The organism is Ammoniphilus sp. CFH 90114 (genome assembly GCF_004123195.1).
In the GTDB taxonomy this organism is placed as follows: Bacteria; Bacillota; Bacilli; order Aneurinibacillales; family RAOX-1; genus YIM-78166.
Genome location: NZ_SDLI01000002.1, coordinates 190,858 through 204,966, shown reverse-complemented (window position 1 = coordinate 204,966; position 14,109 = coordinate 190,858). Strand labels below are relative to the sequence as shown.

The window sequence follows — 14,109 nt, the reverse complement described above, 5'->3', positions numbered from 1 at the left end:
CTTGAAAAGTCAAAAAAAACAAATACCCGCCTTCCAACAAAAAACACCCCAGACATAGGGGTGCTACACACATATCAAAAGTCCATCAATTTGTTATTGTTAGTACGAGAGTTGGACTAAGCCCTGCCTAGCGCCCCAGCCTAACTCCTTAACTCTCCCAGCTTACCCTACAATGCCCGATTCCTTGATCCGCTGAACCACTTCCCGCAGGACATTCTCTTCTTCAACTAATGCGATTCGGACGTAGCCTTCTCCCTCCACGCCAAAGGCGTTGCCTGGTATCACCACGATCCCCGCACGTTCTAGCAAAGTAAAAGCAAAGTCTTCTGATGACCAACCTTCGGGAATCTTAGCCCAGACGAACATCGTTGCCCTAGGCTTGTCTACGTTCCATCCGATTTCGCTAAGTCCATCCACAAGCACATCTCGGCGGCTCTCGTACGTCTTCGCAATGGAGTTGCCAAAATGACCATTGATATCAGATCTCATGGCTTCTATCGCTACCTGTTGAACGGCAAGGAATACACCATAGTCAATATTACTCTTCACCACGGCGAGCGGCCGGATGATCTCTGCATTTCCTACAACATAAGCAATACGGCATCCCGCTAAGTTAAAGCTCTTAGAGAGGGAGTTAAATTCAATTCCTATTTCCTTAGCGCCTTCCACTTCTAAGAAGCTCACCGGTTTATACAGATCGAAGGCGAGTTCAGAATAGGCCATATCATGAGCAACGATGATCTCATACTCTTTAGCGAACTCCACAACTTGACGGAAAAAGTCAACATCCGCTGTAGCTGCTAGAGGATTGTTAGGATAATTTAAGACCATCATCTTTGCCCGTTGCCTAATTTCTGTAGGAATAGCTTCTAAGTCGGGCAAATAACCGTTCTGTGCAGTGAGTGGCATCGTATAGATTTCTCCTCCTGCCAGTGTTACACTCGCCGCATAAATCGGATAACCAGGATCCGGAACGAGAACAACATCTCCTTCATCGATCCATGCCAACGCTAAGTGCGCTAGTCCATCTTGAGATCCCATCAAAGAGAGAACTTCATCATCGGCATTTAATTGAACCCCGAACCGATAAGCATACCAATCGGTTACTGTACGACGAAACTCTAAACTCCCTTCTGAGGTAGGATACCGGTAGTTATCGGGATTCTGAACCCCATTCACTAACGCTTCAATGAGGTGGGCAGCCGGGGGTTGATCTGGACTGCCGATCCCAAGATCAATCACTTTCATTCCTTGTTGTTCAAGCTTTCGCTTTCTCTTATTCATTTCCGTAAAAATAGCAGATGAAAGCGCCTGTAGTCTTCTTGATGGCTTCACGAAAAAGATCTCCTCTCAAAATCCTATTTATGAAGAATACTTTTCATAATATTTGCATTGGAATATGTATAACGTACGGAACCAATTACCCTAATAGTAGAAGAAAACTCCTCGAGAAAGGAGTTTTTTCATAAAGTAAAGATTATTTTATTTGTAATACTCTAGCTGGGTCGATCTCTTCAACGAGTCCGATCCGCTTTTCCTCCAACTTATAGTCATATTCCTTCGCCTTATCCGGCTTGGAATTCTTGTATTCTGTTGGGATTTCATGGCGGTGCGAACGTTCAACCCTCACTACAAAGTCTAGTCGCTGAATTTTTTCCAACAGCTGGTTTACTTCATCCGCCTTGACGTACATACTTACATAGTTCAATCGTCGGGATACATAGTGTATGTTCCCGTATCGTCGCAAGTTTCGGGCCGCCTTATTACTCTTGACCCAAACGGCAAGACCTACTCGCCTCTCTCTCATAGCTACCCCCTTATACCCATATTCAGGGATAAAATGTTTTCTCTTGGAAATCACGCTAGAAAAATGGTATCATGTCCCCAATCTCTGCGCAAGCGTTTTAACTACATCCTATGACAGAATTATCATTTTGCGCAATACCTAATGCATAATGATTCGTCTTATAGTTCCCAAAGAAGGGAGGGTTCTACAGTGATAAAGCGATTTATGGAAGATTTACGCAGTCATCCTTTGATCCTTAGCGTGGATCAGCGATTTCTTGCGGGTATTCCTTTCTTATATGTACAATCCATTCAAACATGGCAAGAAATAAGCCGCCTGATCACTCAGACGGCCGATCGACTTGTAATGGATACATCACTTCATTATGAATTAATCTATGTTAGAACCTTTAAGCACAACCATGTCTATCGCTTTCGTTTTCTGTACCCATTAGCCAAAAGCTTCTGTTGTGGTAAACAATGCGGGGAAGACTGCGTGCTCCGAAATCCTCCACAGGTTTAACCGCAACCGCAGGCCCCACCTGTCCCACAGCCTCCTGTGCTGCATCCGCCTCCACCGAGATTGTAGAGCGGATTATCACTTGGGACTTTAATGGCTTCCGAGACCCCATCAGCAATGGTGCGGCACACGTGATAGAGTAGATCATCTAAGATACTCTCTGCCTTCTTGAAGGCTTCAATGGTAGCAATAGACTTAAGCTCTCGACGCATCTCCCGAACTTGTCGATTTACCCGATCATAGTCGGGATGATACTTCCCAAAGCGCTGAACTTCTTCGTAGTCCTCTTTCAACCGCTGAAACCCGGCCATTTTATTTTGAGCCTCCTGATCTTGAGCTAGAGCCTTCTTGGCTTCTAGATATTCTTTCATCTCCTCAGAGGCCATAATCATATCTGCTATATCCTGCGCTGTCCCCAGCACTTCAACGATGTTAAGCTCTTGAGCAATCATCGGTCATTAGTCACCTCATCTCTCTTCTATTATACCTTAAAAAATGACACTTTGCCTCTTTCTCAGCCGCTTCCAATTTTCTTCAGGGCCATAGGATCTGAATATTACCTATATCTTGGAGTCTAATATCCTGCTCTTCCTTACTGTTGCCTAATCCTTGTACATGCCAATATCCATTTTTATTCACCACTTGAACCGGGTGCAGGCGATATTCTTTTCCTTTCCATTGCATCCGAAGTTCCATCTTTAGCTGAGCTGCTTTCTGTATCAGTTCTCTGAGAGTCGACTCATGATAGCTTGAATAATTCGATAACCACATCTTGGGAAGTTGACGTAACCCTGGTATGGCATCTTCGAGCTCGGGAAAAACACTTTCCACCTTATAATCAACGGATATAGGAAAACCTGTTTTAAACACTTGTAAGGACAACATCTCCTGCTCCTGCTGATGGACAAGAAGGTCTTGTACAGAGCCAATCGGATATCCTCGTTTTTCAAGTTCATCCTTTAACTGATCGAACTCAACCGCATGAATCATGAAGGCCCGTTCTCCAAGCCTAGCCCGAATAAATCTAGAAATGGCTGGAATTCTCTCCATTTCTAGGGCTAAATCAGCATGGCTAACCTGCATGATTCGGCAGTCAAAGATAGACACTTGCTGAAAGTCCTTCTCCCATTGAGAAACGACTTCCTTCATAGCGTCAGTCAAAGGAATAGCAGAGTACTGCTCCAGTAGAGCTAGTAACTCGTTCGCCGTATTCCCTGCACTAAAGTAGGGCTGAACAGACTGGCGAGTAAGAACAAGACTCCACATTTCTTCCTTTTTTTCTAGGGAACAAAAAGAAAGAAGCTCCCATTTGATCTTTAAAGATGAAAAAGCAGGAAGAAGTATCTCAAAATTCGGTTGCACGTATATAGGCGAATTCGGCCATTCGTTCTCTTCTCTCCACATCCATAACGAGTCATCCTTTATTTGTACGGAATGAATAATCCCCATTTGACTTAGAGGCTTTATCCACTGAGAAACTACAGATTCGTAGGTTGGAGCATCTTCCTTCATTGAAGCTAGGATGCTTCTTACCGAGAACACTTGGTTCCGTTCTAACCCGAAGGTAATATCCCAATAAAACTGCATGCGTGGAGACAAGTCCAAATAGGCATAAAGCAGATCACAAAATTGAATCAGATTTTCACGATGGGTTCTCTGAATCCAACGATCAACATTTCCCAAATGGAGCCCATCCTCTCTCACTTCGAGAAGCTCCCACCTAGACAACAAATCTAATAAAATCGCTTCATGCTTGTCATACGGTGGAAGACAGGGAGGGAGGTTTAGGGATGAGGGGAACATTTCCTTGTCCATCTGTAATCCAGTAAACAACTGCCGTATACTTTTCTTGCTTACTGTACCTTTTTTGGTGAGCTCCAACGGATGATATCTGACATTATTTAACGCTTGCAATATGTCCTGTAGAATGTGATATGATGTCGGGGCGGGAAGCGTTCGTCCCCTTTTCCAAGATAGGTTTTCAGAAACCATCTGTCTCCGGAATAAGGTTAACAGTTCGCGTGGCATCACATAGGCCAATTCTCCCCACAATCGTCTTAATGTAAATATGAATCCTAATCGTCGAAGACGGGTGAGCGCGACGCGAAATCTTGCAGTGGAGATACGAGGATCCCCTTGCTCCATCTCGCGATAAGTTAAAAAGTCCTCCCCCTTTTCACTTATAAAATATCGAATAACATCTTGCTCGTCCGCCGCAAGTCCCTTCCAACACCGGTCTATATATTCAGGCTCTAGGACGAAGCTTAAATCTTCTCCTGATTCTCCATGTTCTTGTATAATTTGCTTTTTCACTCGGTCTGAAAGCATTCCAACCGTTTCTGTCCATAACATGACCCTCAACACCTCACTGTTCCTACTATAACACGGATACCCTATAAGAAAAAAATTCATACTAAACTTAATGAATCATTGGAAGGATGTGTTTCTCATGAAGCGTTTCGGCATAGACATAAATTGGCAGGTCATTTTTTGTCTACTCTTATCATTAGCCATTGTTACAGGCTGCACCGTCCAAGCTGCAGGACCTGGTACACAAGAAAGGAAGGACGCTACTGTGAACTTCGAGTTACTCAAAGCTCCGTACCCCGCGTTTGTGGATGATGTCGCAAAATCAATGAAACAGAAGGGTGGATCTAAGGTCATTCATAAAAATGGGCATACCTATGTTGTCATTGCTTTGGGACAGCGCCCATCAGCAGGTTACTCTGTTATCATTGACAACGTCCAACATAGTGATGGAAAACTCGTCATTACTTATGAGGAGAAAAAGCCACAGGGAATGGCGGCTTCCGTCATTACCTACCCTGTGACCGTTGTGAAAATGACAAAAACGGACTTACCGGTCAAAGTAAAAAGTAAAAAATAAGAACTCTTTTTCCTCCTAAGCATAGGCTGATAACAACCTTTCAATAGGTATGTATCATTTCTATCTTAGGAGGCTTTTTTATGGGTGTCGAATTATTGCCTTTACACTGGGTATACCTCCTGTTTGTCTTGCTAATCATTGGAGTCATGATTATGCGGCGAGATACCACGTTAACTTGTATAGTTGGAATTCTAACTATCGGTTTTCTTGCTACAGGTACCATTAGTCAATCTGTGGGTACTGTGTTTAACAGCTTTGTCTTTGCCATTACGGAGCTGCTAGGTACCATCCTCGTAATCAGTATAATCGTAGCCATGAGTAAGATTCTGACGGACTCAGGCATTAATGAGATCATGATTAGTCCAGTGGCAGGACTGATTAAATCACCGGGATTGGCCTATTGGGTCATTGGTATTGTTATGATGCTTATTTCTTGGTTTTTCTGGCCATCCCCGGCCGTAGCTCTCATCGGTGCTGTCCTACTCCCGGTTGCCCTTCGAGTCGGCTTACCAGCACTTGGCGTCGCCATGGCTATGAATCTCTTTGGGCACGGTATCGCTTTGTCAGGAGATTTTGTTATCCAAGGCGCTCCTACTCTAACTGCAGGGGCTGCAGGTATTCCTGTAGGTGATGTTGTGAGTGCAAGCGTTCCCCTTGTGTTAGTTATGGGTGTAGTTACCACCGTGACGGCTTTTTGGTTTCTTCGTAGAGATATGAAGAAGGGACTGCTTACCGTAGACAAAGACCAGTTACGAAGTTTACAAAGTAAGCGACGCACCACGACCCCTAGCCGTTGGATCAAGCTTATGGCCCTCGTCATCCCCCTTTTCTTTGCTTTAGATGTCGCAGCCATGGTCATGTTAGACTTGCAAGGAGGAGATGCCACGGCGTTAGTAGGTGGGACGGCCATTATCATCTTGATTATGGCCACTCTCCTCCACTATAAAGAGAAACGAATGGAAAAAATAACGGATTATTTTATTGAAGGATTTCAATTTGGTTTTAAAGTCTTCGGCCCCGTCATTCCTATTGCTGCCTTCTTTTATCTCGGAGATTCCGGGATCACGAAAATCATTGGAGATGTGCTTCCCGCCAGCTCTCATGGGATTGTCAATGACTTGGGGGTTGCCCTTGCTTCTGTTGTCCCACTCAATGCTCCCGTTAGTGCTATCACGTTAACGGCTGTTGGTGCCATTACGGGCTTAGATGGTTCAGGATTCTCGGGTATCGCTCTCACAGGTTCCATTGCCCAGCTTTTTAGCGCGGCCATAGGAACGGGTATTGCTACCCTTACAGCCCTAGGGCAAATCGCTGCTATCTGGGTTGGAGGAGGGACACTGATTCCTTGGGCGCTTATCCCCGCGGCTGCCATCTGTAACGTAAGTCCTTTTGACTTAGCCAGAAGAAATCTTGTACCTGTCGTAATCGGTCTTGCGGTTACAACGGTGGTAGCCATGTTTTTACTTTAATTAACCTCTCTTATTGAAGGCCCGGATAACTGGGCCTTCTTTCTATTTATCAAACGTAAATCTTCGAGGAAACCTACCCTTATACGGTTTACAAGGGGGTGTAGAGGTGAAAAAGATATCGATAAAAGAAATCGTTGAAACCATGCATCTAGAGGTTCTAGCTGGTCATGAAGGATTATCTCGAGACGTCATTCATGATGACATTCATCGCCCTGGAATTGAGTTCACTGGTTTTCTCGAACATTTCCCTATGGAGAGAATTCAAATTCTGGGAAGACAAGAGATTACCTACCTCCACTCTTTATCCCACGTAGAACGGGACAGTAGAATTGGCGCAGTCGTCGCCAAGCACCCTCCTTGTTTTATCATTACGAGAGGCCAAGAGGACTTGACCTATTTTGAGAAGCATTGCACCAAGGAGCAGGTTCCTCTCTTGCGAACACCAGAGAAGACCACCAAGTTTCTCTCCAAATTAAATAATTTTCTAGAAAAAGCTTTAGCAAAGGAAATTGGGATCCATGGAGTATGTTTAAATGTATTTGGAGTGGGGATCCTCCTCCGTGGGGAGAGTGGAATCGGTAAAAGTGAGGCAGCACTTGCTCTCGTTGAGAGAGGACATCGCCTAGTATCAGATGACTTGGTGATATTGAAACAGATTGATCCTGTCACACTTCTCGGTACTCATAACCAAAGTAACCGGGACTTCTTGTCTTTACGAGGCATCGGATTGGTAGACATTCCAAGGTTGTATGGGTCCGGTTCATTCCAACAGGAGACACAAGTTAATTTAGACATTCTATTGTCTCCTTGGAAAGAAAAACATCACTACGATGCACTAGGCGTGGAACAAAACGTTGTCACTTATTTGGATGTCACCATCCGACACATCGAGATCCCTGTTCGCCCAGGTCGTGATATTGCTGGATTAATTGAAGTTGCCGCCAAAAATTGGAGGCTCCAACAACAAGGGTATAATGCTCTTAAAGCTTTTGAAGATCGACTAAGAATAGCAAAGGAGTAGTTCTAAGGTAAACCTTAAACTACCCCTTCTCTCTCATACGATCCAATAAAATAGACTTACTTGCCACCATCCCCTGTCCAGCGGCCCAAGAAACACTCCGCAGCTCTGGAGCCGTAACAAGATCCCCCACTGCAAAAATCCAAGGCACTGACGTTCGATAGAATTCATCTACTGTTATGGATCCATCCGATTTATGAAGAACCATTCCTTGAAGCAGTTGATTTTCCGGTTCCATCCCTATCCGCACCAGCACTCGGTCCACATGGACCAGTTGTTCTCTTCCTTGCACCCGCAACCGAACTGCCTTTAATGTGTGTTGATCTACAATTTCCGTAAGCTCTGACTGCATGAAGATCGTAATGTTAGGATGCTTATGTACAGCCTCTACAAATCTTTGTTGTGCTCTAAAATGGGACCCACGATGTACAAGCCAAGTATGTTCTGCTATATCAGCCACATTAAGAACCCCTTCTATAGCTCGATCCCCTCCACCTACCACAAGGACTTTCTGCCCCTCAAAACGATGTTTCTCTTTCGTTGTGGAATACTGTTCCCCTCGATCCAGCATTTCTTTTTCACCTGGGATGCGAAGAAGTCTATCTTTCACTCCTGTAGCAACAATGAGATATTCACAATGGAAGGATCCTTTTTCAGTTATAACCTCTCTTCGACCCTCATGAATCTGTAATACCTCCGCTTGTAGAACGGGAATATGAAGGGCTTGGATATGCTCTTGCAGTGTCTCAGCCAGCTGTATACCATGACTAGCCATAATGCCTGGATAATCAATGATAGGATTCCCTACCCGATGCAACTGTCCCCCTACTTTGGCTTGCTTCTCAATTAATAAAATAGTAAGATCCAAACGCTTGCACCATATGGCAGCCGATACACCCGCTGCACCTGCTCCAATGACAATTACATCATATTTCTTTTCCATGTACACCACTCTTGAGAAATATTCTATTACTTTCTTACTCTACTGTAGCTAGGCTTAAGTTCAGATAAAAATGTTAATATCTTCCCAAAACCAAGAACAATCTTCGTACTATTATGGATCGCAATATTCTTCCCGATGGCCTTGCTTCCTACAATAGCCGAGCTAGATAAGCCTGCCACAATAATAGATACAACCGATTCATAAACAGTCAACTGATCCGTTAGTCGAACAATCTGAAGAACTAATGTCGCCCCCGCAAACCCGGCAATGTAACCAAGAACATCTCCAACAACGTCTGCAAAGAAGTTCGCGTATTTCTCCGCGTTTTGAATCATTTGAATGCCCTTGCGGGCCCCATAAATCTTACGAGAAGCCATCGCATTAAATGGGCTAATATCAGCCGCTGTAATGGCAACTGCAATAATATCAGATACGGTACCGATAACGACAATACTTAGTAAGGTAATAAGGGCGAGCAATAAGGAAGATTCCCTTAACAATAACTGGCTAATCATACTAATACCTATAGCTGTAAAAAATGTCCAAATGGATATAACTAATGCCCAGCGAGTAAAAATCTGATTTTTTTTTCGTTCTTTCTTTTTCTTTGGTTTTCGACTCAAGATGGCTTAACTCCTTTTTCAGGCAACCGGACGAATATAGATAACAAAAGTGTACTTGCACCATCATTTAAAATCAAGTCAAAAACAAAAAAGCCCCACTTCATGGGACTTTTTCGAAAAAACGTTCGTATTATTGTACACCTTGAGAATGCTGTCCAGTTGGCTCAGAGATCTCACTAAGAGCATAGCCCGCTTCATTAACATATCTGCTATGAGTAGCAAGGTCAGCCATAGCTACAATTCCAACAAGGCGTCCATTCTCTACAACAGGCACACGACGGATTTGTTCTTTTGCCATCTTTTTAGCTGCCTCATCAATGCTCGTATCAGGAGAACATGTGATTAGTTCTGTACTCATCACCTGCTCTACCTTAGCAGATCCTTCTCTCTTCTCAGCCAATCCTCGAACAACGATATCGCGGTCAGTTATGACTCCAATACAGTGTTGATTTTCATCAACAACAGGGATAACGCCCACGTTATGATCTCTCATTTTACAAGCCACTTCATACACATTATCTAGTAAAGTAACTGTTTCGACATCTGTTGTCATAATCTCACGAAGTGAATTAGCCATTCAAAAACCCTCCTTTAAATCTTGATCAGTTGTAAGTTTCCCAAAACTTCCAAGGATCATACACGAATTCGTCACCAATTAGATCCTACTTTTGGATTGCGCGTTTCAGGAAAACATAATATCATGGTAAAAGCGTTTATTACTATATAAAGACTAAGGAGGGCTTTCCACCGTGCTAATTAATGTGGGTTTTAATGGGTTAGAAACAAGCTTAGGTGAATTGGATCATATCCTTCTTGATGCCGGATTTGTTCGTTGGGCATGGGATTATGAACACGCTACATATGATTATAAACTTGAGGATAGAGCAACTAAAGCCACTTTCTATCTACGTGTACAAGCTCATGTAGTGAAAGGGGACTCGCTAGATCACGATACAATCTTGAAGCTAGAAGAACCGTATATTGGAAAACATCTATTCCCTCATGGAATCGATTATCAAGCCGTTGTTCCTTCTTCGATTTCTGAGGCAGCTAAGAAGAAGCTGAACTCTGTTAAGGATAAGCTGAAATAGAAAGCTCGCAGATGTGTAAATGAAAAAAACTCTTATTCCCAGCTTTAACTTTTGGGTGTAAGAGTTTTTTTGTGGAAACCTATCTTATTTTATATACTTCCTCGACTGCAGGGGGTTTGGCGTCCTTAAACTCAACACCTTCCACTTTCACGTTTACTTCAATCACCTTTAGCCCTGTCATCGTTTCAACTGCATCTTTAACCTGGAATTGAAGCTGTTTACATACTTCATCAATCTTTACTCCATAATGTAAAATGACGCGTAGGTCAATCGCTGCTTCCACCTCGCCTACTTCAACATGAACTCCCTTATGCACATTCTTACCGCTTACTCTGCGAGCAAATCCTTCTACAATTCCCCCAGACATGCTTGCTACTCCGTCGGTCTCAGCTGCCGCAATGGCGGCAATAACTGCTACCACATCATCCGCAATTTTCACAATGCCCTTCTCAATCCTCTCAGCCAAGAAAATCCCTCCTTCTTTGGTTCTCTCTATCTTATTCCGAAACCTGGGCTCCCGGAACATGATCCAGTAATAATTCTTTTGTATCTATGTATTTCTATATGACAAAAAGAAAATCCTTTAATAATTCTGTTAATTTTATCTCATCGTTGTATAGTTTTTTGCAGCCTTGATAAACTGTTCTTCATCTTCAATAATACTGCAAGCGGCACATTGCACCCGATACGCAGGTCCACCATAAGGAAGATGAAAAGGTGGAATATCTTCTTGATAAACTTCCATAACATTTCCCGTTTGTGCGTCCATTTTAATGGACTTCGAAACTTGCTGAATAATATTAAAGCGCGAACGATTCGTCTTACAATTCGGGCAAAGGTAAGGATGACTCATGGTGTTGCCTCCTCTGTGTTCCTTTTTGTTTATTCTTTCCATTTTTCACTTCTTTTACTATTCCTACATAGGATAAAGAGAATAAACAAACACCTACCACTTTTTTCTGCTACTTTATATACCTTCAGCACTCAGGGGAGCAATCCCCTTTTTTTTTATGCTACAAAAAAAATATCCCTCTTAGATAAAAGGGATTATTCGCTCGTATTCTTGTTTTCCCGGTACAACTCGTTAAGTTCGTTTAGCTTTCTCTCTAGCTCCTGGAGAATTCGTTTGCCTGTATCTTCTTGAATCAGCTTCAGTCTCACGGCAAAATCGATCTCTCGTGATAATCCGAACATCTGTGTATCCAATACTTCTTCATATAGAGGACATTGAGGCATGGTAAAGTTCTTCATCTGCACCTCAATGAGCTTCAAAATTTTCTCCGCATCAGCCTGTAACATCTGGATAGCCTTCTGCTGAATCTCTATAGCTGTGACTGTAGGCAATCTCCTTCCCTCCTGTCCAAAATTAATCTTTAACTATTAGTGTATCACAATCTGCATGATTGGGAAGATAAAAAATACGACGAAACGCGCTACCAAATCCTACTATACACCAAGCGTATTATGATAAGATAGGGGATAGACTAGTTATGGAGGATAAGAGAACCTATGTCAGACATCATACTTATTAAAGGTAAAGTACAACATGGTATAACCCTAGATCCAAGTGTTTGGATTTTTGATGATCGAAAGAAACGGCTTGATGAATTTTTCGTGCTCGATGTGAAAGAAGACGAGGATACCGCTTATCAGAGAAGTATCGGACAGCAGTGGGACAAGGAACTAAGTGAAGGGGCAGCATTGCCTAACCCTGAAAAAGAAAAGCAGCTGTTTGTGCAGAAGAAAGATATATCAGGAGATTGGGCCGTTCCTTTTAAACCTTTTCTGCAAAATGCGCAACCCATAGAAGGAGCTAGTGCCGTAATCTGCCATTTAGAATCTGGAGAACATGTCGAATTAGACCTTCAAACAGCCATGGATAGTATATTATGCTTTGCCCGTGATGGGAAGCCGATCCGTCAAGAAGGCCCTGTCCATCTTCTGTTTGCTGACGGTAGTAATCGGAATGAACCGATAAAAGGAATTCAACAGTTTGAAGTAAAGTAAAAAAAATGACCCAGATGAATAATCTCACCTGGGTCAATTACATAACTCTCAACCATTTGGTTCTCACCGAATGGTTCATGATCTAGCATATAACAAAATATGACACAATACAATCCTATTTTGCATATTTTTTAAGAAAAATGGATGTAATAAGGAAGATTTTAGTATAAATCAGACAACCTTATACCGAATTCTATCCTCATCTAACAATTGAAAGAAGCGCTCTTCTTCCATAGGATTCACATTCACCCTCATAAATTTAGCAAAGTAAACCTCTACTTTCTTCTCTTCCACAGAACATAGCGCGTATGCCGAGAGCTCTTCGAGATCTTGAATTCGTTTAAAATAATGGAGGGCTTCCTCCGTCAACGGAGCCTGGAAAATCCGACTGAGGACGACTTCCCCTTTTTTATTTTCAACAATGTTTTCTTTCTTCGCCCCTAATAAGCTTAATAGCTGCTTAGCGCGCTCTGATCCGAGTTGTTTAGCTAGAAACACATCAACATACTCCACCTCTATCGTAGTTAAACTCTCCTCCACGGCTAGAATCATCTGCCTAAACAAGCGTGTTAGGATTTGATTCGCCGGCGAGAGACCATGATCATCGAATTGGTAAGTATATTGGACTCTTTGATCATCTTGTTTTTGTCTTCTTAAGTAAAGATGATGCATAAATTATCCCTCTTTTAACGCTTCTTAATTTCCTCTAATGTAGCACGATCCATCTTCTTTACCAGAGAGATTAAAAGCTTCTTCGCCGCTTCGTAGTCCTCCCTGTGGATAATGGCCGCATGGCTGTGAATATAGCGGGCTGGAATGCCGATGACAATAGACGGTACACCCTTCCCTGACGTATGAACTCTCCCTGCATCTGTTCCTCCCTGAGAAACGAAGAACTGATATTTAATATCTTCAGCATCACATACATCAATCACGTAATCCCGCAATCCAGGATGAGTCACCATCGTTCTGTCCAGTATTCTCATCAGCAATCCACCACCGAGTTTACCCATGCCATCCTGTACTCCAGGAATGTCTCCTGCCGGACTTGCGTCCAAGGCAAAAAATAAATCTGGCTCAATCATCTGGGCAGCCGTTGCTGCACCACGTAATCCTACTTCCTCTTGAACCGTGGCGCCTGAATAAAGAATATTCGGATGAACCTCTGACCCGATTTCCTTCAAGAGTTCAATGCTTAAGGCACAACCATAACGGTTATCCCAGGCTTTCGCCATGAGCTTCTGGTCATTTGCCATAATCGTAAAAGGACATACCGGTACAATAGGTTGCCCAGGCTTAATCCCGATTCGTTCAGCATCTGCTTTATCATCTGCGCCAACATCAATAAACATATTTTTAATCTGCATAGGCTTATTTCTTGCTTCATCACTTAGGACATGGGGAGGGATCGAACTAATAACTCCCGTTACAGAACCGTTGTCTGTTATGATCTCCACGCGTTGAGCCAATAAGACTTGGCTCCACCAACCACCTAAAGTCTGAAATTGTATAAACCCATTGTCCGCAATCCTAGTGACCATAAACCCTACTTCATCCATATGACCAGCCACCATAATGGTTGGGCCTTCAGGATTTCCGATCTTCTTTCCAAAGATGCTTCCCAGGTTGTCCTGGACAATCTCCTCCGAATAGGGGGTTAGATACTGTTTCATGATCTGACGCACAGGCCCTTCGAATCCCGACGGTCCAGGGGCTTCGGTTAATGCTTTAAAAAGGTCCATCTGCCAACTCATAAGAGTAATCTC

18 protein-coding genes are annotated in these 14,109 nt (G+C 43.1%); 6 read left to right on the top strand and 12 right to left on the bottom strand.

Annotated features, from left to right (window positions below; all coding sequences use genetic code 11):
• Nucleotides 1–162 precede the first annotated feature (162 nt).
• Complete coding sequence (locus EIZ39_RS05660; protein ID WP_129198355.1) at nucleotides 163–1,335, bottom strand: LL-diaminopimelate aminotransferase; 1,173 nt, start codon at nucleotides 1,333–1,335, stop codon at nucleotides 163–165.
• A gap of 142 nt (nucleotides 1,336–1,477) precedes the next feature.
• The gene (locus tag EIZ39_RS05655) at nucleotides 1,478–1,807 is read right to left on the bottom strand and encodes a YlbG family protein (protein WP_129198353.1); all 330 of its coding nucleotides are present in this window, start codon (nucleotides 1,805–1,807) and stop codon (nucleotides 1,478–1,480) included.
• A 189-nt stretch (nucleotides 1,808–1,996) separates the two neighbouring features.
• On the opposite strand from EIZ39_RS05655, the gene EIZ39_RS05650 reads away from it, so the two are divergent.
• Nucleotides 1,997–2,308: a hypothetical protein gene (locus EIZ39_RS05650; RefSeq protein WP_129198351.1), complete on the top strand. Its 312-nt coding sequence runs from the start codon at nucleotides 1,997–1,999 to the stop codon at nucleotides 2,306–2,308.
• Here the strand turns inward: EIZ39_RS05650 and EIZ39_RS05645 are convergent.
• Entirely contained in the window at nucleotides 2,305–2,757 is a 453-nt protein-coding gene (locus EIZ39_RS05645; RefSeq protein ID WP_129198349.1) for a YlbF/YmcA family competence regulator, read from the bottom strand. The two genes, EIZ39_RS05650 and EIZ39_RS05645, sit on opposite strands and share 4 nt — an antisense overlap.
• Before the next feature lie 82 nt (nucleotides 2,758–2,839).
• A complete protein-coding gene (locus EIZ39_RS05640) occupies nucleotides 2,840–4,657 on the bottom strand; it encodes a helicase-associated domain-containing protein (RefSeq protein WP_164984919.1) in 1,818 nt (605 codons plus the stop codon).
• Nucleotides 4,658–4,754: 97 nt separating this feature from the next.
• Here EIZ39_RS05640 and EIZ39_RS05635 point away from each other — a divergent pair, with 97 nt between their 5' ends.
• The 3 genes from EIZ39_RS05635 to hprK all read left to right on the top strand — a co-directional run bounded on the left by EIZ39_RS05635 (nucleotide 4,755) and on the right by hprK (nucleotide 7,682).
• Entirely contained in the window at nucleotides 4,755–5,192 is a 438-nt protein-coding gene (locus EIZ39_RS05635; protein ID WP_164984918.1) for a protease complex subunit PrcB family protein, read from the top strand.
• An 80-nt stretch (nucleotides 5,193–5,272) separates the two neighbouring features.
• Nucleotides 5,273–6,661 (top strand): hypothetical protein, encoded by a 1,389-nt coding sequence (locus EIZ39_RS05630; protein ID WP_129198343.1) that lies wholly within the window; start codon nucleotides 5,273–5,275, stop codon nucleotides 6,659–6,661.
• Nucleotides 6,662–6,767: 106 nt separating this feature from the next.
• On the top strand, nucleotides 6,768–7,682 hold the full coding sequence (gene hprK, locus EIZ39_RS05625; RefSeq protein ID WP_129198341.1) for an HPr(Ser) kinase/phosphatase: 915 nt from the start codon (nucleotides 6,768–6,770) through the stop codon (nucleotides 7,680–7,682).
• A gap of 19 nt (nucleotides 7,683–7,701) precedes the next feature.
• Here the strand turns inward: hprK and EIZ39_RS05620 are convergent, their stop codons facing one another.
• The 3 genes from EIZ39_RS05620 to EIZ39_RS05610 all read right to left on the bottom strand — a co-directional run bounded on the left by EIZ39_RS05620 (nucleotide 7,702) and on the right by EIZ39_RS05610 (nucleotide 9,822).
• On the bottom strand, nucleotides 7,702–8,622 hold the full coding sequence (locus EIZ39_RS05620; RefSeq protein WP_129198339.1) for an NAD(P)/FAD-dependent oxidoreductase: 921 nt from the start codon (nucleotides 8,620–8,622) through the stop codon (nucleotides 7,702–7,704).
• 26 nt (nucleotides 8,623–8,648) lie between these two features.
• The gene (locus EIZ39_RS05615) at nucleotides 8,649–9,245 is read right to left on the bottom strand and encodes a hypothetical protein (protein WP_129198337.1); all 597 of its coding nucleotides are present in this window, start codon (nucleotides 9,243–9,245) and stop codon (nucleotides 8,649–8,651) included.
• Nucleotides 9,246–9,375: 130 nt separating this feature from the next.
• Nucleotides 9,376–9,822 (bottom strand): CBS domain-containing protein, encoded by a 447-nt coding sequence (locus tag EIZ39_RS05610; protein WP_129198334.1) that lies wholly within the window; start codon nucleotides 9,820–9,822, stop codon nucleotides 9,376–9,378.
• Nucleotides 9,823–9,994: 172 nt separating this feature from the next.
• On the opposite strand from EIZ39_RS05610, the gene EIZ39_RS05605 reads away from it, so the two are divergent.
• Nucleotides 9,995–10,336, top strand: coding sequence for a YugN family protein (locus EIZ39_RS05605; RefSeq protein WP_129198332.1), 342 nt, complete (start codon nucleotides 9,995–9,997; stop codon nucleotides 10,334–10,336).
• 79 nt (nucleotides 10,337–10,415) lie between these two features.
• On the opposite strand, the gene EIZ39_RS05600 is transcribed toward EIZ39_RS05605, so the two are convergent.
• The 3 genes from EIZ39_RS05600 to EIZ39_RS05590 form a co-directional block, all read right to left on the bottom strand.
• Nucleotides 10,416–10,802: an Asp23/Gls24 family envelope stress response protein gene (locus EIZ39_RS05600; RefSeq protein WP_205668513.1), complete on the bottom strand. Its 387-nt coding sequence runs from the start codon at nucleotides 10,800–10,802 to the stop codon at nucleotides 10,416–10,418.
• Nucleotides 10,803–10,937: 135 nt separating this feature from the next.
• Nucleotides 10,938–11,189, bottom strand: coding sequence for a DNA alkylation repair protein (locus tag EIZ39_RS05595; protein ID WP_129198327.1), 252 nt, complete (start codon nucleotides 11,187–11,189; stop codon nucleotides 10,938–10,940).
• 194 nt (nucleotides 11,190–11,383) lie between these two features.
• Complete coding sequence (locus EIZ39_RS05590) at nucleotides 11,384–11,680, bottom strand: Fpa/YlaN family protein (protein ID WP_129198325.1); 297 nt, start codon at nucleotides 11,678–11,680, stop codon at nucleotides 11,384–11,386.
• Nucleotides 11,681–11,845: 165 nt separating this feature from the next.
• Between EIZ39_RS05590 and EIZ39_RS05585 the strand changes: the two genes are divergently transcribed.
• Nucleotides 11,846–12,343: a peptidyl-prolyl cis-trans isomerase gene (locus EIZ39_RS05585; protein ID WP_129198323.1), complete on the top strand. Its 498-nt coding sequence runs from the start codon at nucleotides 11,846–11,848 to the stop codon at nucleotides 12,341–12,343.
• 171 nt (nucleotides 12,344–12,514) lie between these two features.
• On the opposite strand, the gene EIZ39_RS05580 is transcribed toward EIZ39_RS05585, so the two are convergent.
• Both EIZ39_RS05580 and EIZ39_RS05575 read right to left on the bottom strand, forming a co-directional pair.
• On the bottom strand, nucleotides 12,515–13,015 hold the full coding sequence (locus EIZ39_RS05580) for a hypothetical protein (RefSeq protein ID WP_129198321.1): 501 nt from the start codon (nucleotides 13,013–13,015) through the stop codon (nucleotides 12,515–12,517).
• Between the two features lie 14 nt (nucleotides 13,016–13,029).
• Complete coding sequence (locus tag EIZ39_RS05575) at nucleotides 13,030–14,097, bottom strand: M42 family metallopeptidase (RefSeq protein ID WP_240675714.1); 1,068 nt, start codon at nucleotides 14,095–14,097, stop codon at nucleotides 13,030–13,032.
• Nucleotides 14,098–14,109: the final 12 nt, after the last annotated feature.